Genomic DNA, 935 nt, shown 5'->3' on the forward strand with positions numbered 1-935 from the left:
CGGTCTCTGCATTCCTGCTGAACCGCTCTTCCGATCTGTTATTACTGCTATAAGTGGTTGTAATTCTGCAATCGCAGAGACAACATAGATTATTAAAAATGAAGATAATAGCATTAGAAAGTATTTTCTATCTAAGCCTAAAAAGAAAGTTTTCTTGGCAAATTGCGGATAATTTCTAACAGTCATTATTTTACCCAGCCCTGAAAATAATCCACAAAGATAGAAGCACCGCTAACTAATACTATTCCTATTATAATCATGGCAATACGAGCTTTATCAATCCCACCCTTTAACCAACCGCTTACTACAGCAAAGGCTAGTATTAATCCTCCTATTAACTGAATTATTTTAATAATACTGGTAGTAGTGGTTTTTAAGTTAGTTTCAATACTAGAAAAGGGATTACCAGCTGCTAAAAGAGGTGTAGTTGCAAATATAGTGATTAGTAGTAATAATACTAATATGTTTAAATGTATGTTTTTTTTCATAATATACTCCTTATATTTTAAGAATAGTTTTGCATTGGGGGTAATTATTACAGCCCCAAAAGTTACCGTATTTGCCTGTTTTTAGAGTTAGAGTGCCTTCTGCACAGTTGGGGCATTTTTTACCTGTTACTTCTTTAGGTTTAGTATTATTGCTAGGGTTCTTTTGATTAGTTTTAGTTTTTGATATTGCTTTATTTTGAGTGTTTGCTTGATAATTGGTTTTTTGGACATTGTTACTTCCTAAGTTAATACTTGAGTTTTTAATTGTAGTTATTTCTGTGGTTATAAAGGTATCTAGCTCTTTTAAGAACTCTTCCGTAGATAGTTTATTCTCCTTTATCTCATGCTGTTTCTCTGCCCATAATGCCGTCATGTCCGGTGTTTTTGCATTATCAGGTAAAGCTTTTAGGAAGTTTTTTGCTAAGTCGGTGGTTTTTAATTTACCTC

At 32.9% G+C, this 935-nt stretch carries 2 protein-coding genes; both read right to left on the reverse strand.

The annotated features are described in order from the left end of the window. Nucleotides 1–185 precede the first annotated feature (185 nt). Nucleotides 186–488, reverse strand: a complete 303-nt coding sequence (locus ACQCX0_RS01980; protein WP_462562479.1) for a TrbC/VirB2 family protein — start codon at nt 486–488, stop codon at nt 186–188. Between the two features lie 10 nt (nt 489–498). After that, on the reverse strand, nt 499–935 hold a 437-nt coding region (locus tag ACQCX0_RS01985), incomplete at its 5' end, for a topoisomerase DNA-binding C4 zinc finger domain-containing protein (protein ID WP_462562480.1).

Source organism: Candidatus Hepatincolaceae symbiont of Strigamia maritima (assembly GCF_055505085.1).